Origin of the sequence: Rhizobium halophilum (assembly GCF_021648825.1) — a bacterium.
Classification (GTDB): domain Bacteria; phylum Pseudomonadota; class Alphaproteobacteria; order Rhizobiales; family Rhizobiaceae; genus Neorhizobium; species Neorhizobium halophilum.
This window is the reverse complement of the sequence record NZ_JAKJHS010000041.1, coordinates 1-659: the sequence shown is the minus strand read 5'-3', so window position 1 is coordinate 659 and position 659 is coordinate 1. Positions and strand designations below refer to the sequence as shown.

The window sequence follows — 659 nt, the reverse complement described above, 5'->3', positions numbered from 1 at the left end:
ATCGACTCGGGCTCGCGCGAGATCAGCCAGAGTGCCGAGGACCTGTCGAAGCGCACCGAGCAGCAAGCCGCCTCGCTGGAAGAAACCGCCGCCGCACTCGACCAGATCACCACCAATGTCGCCAATTCCTCCAAGCGCGCCGAAGAGGCTCGCACGGTGGCGATCCAGGCCAACGAGAATGCCCGCCAGTCAGGCACGGTGGTTGCCAATGCCGTCGATGCCATGGGCAAGATCGAGCAGTCGTCGAACCAGATCTCCTCCATCATCGGCGTGATCGACGATATCGCCTTCCAGACGAACCTGCTGGCGCTCAACGCGGGCGTGGAAGCGGCACGCGCCGGGGAAGCCGGCAAGGGCTTCGCCGTCGTCGCCCAGGAAGTGCGCGAACTGGCACAGCGTTCGGCAACCGCTGCCAAGGAGATCAAGGACCTGATCCGCAACTCGTCGGTGGAAGTCGCCAACGGCGTCCAGCTTGTCAGCCAGACCGGCGAGGCCTTGAAGACGATCGAGACCTATATCGTCACGATCAACCAGCACATGGATGCGATCGCCACCTCGTCGCGCGAGCAGTCGGTCGGGCTGTCGGAGGTCAACACCGCCGTCAACCAGATGGACCAGGTGACGCAGCAGAACGCGGCGATGGTGGAGGAAGCCAATGC

At 63.9% G+C, this 659-nt stretch carries 1 protein-coding gene; it reads left to right on the top strand.

The annotated features are described in order from the left end of the window. Positions 1-659, top strand: a 659-nt coding sequence (locus LXM96_RS21525) for a methyl-accepting chemotaxis protein (RefSeq protein ID WP_240000597.1), incomplete at both ends; no start/stop codon positions are given.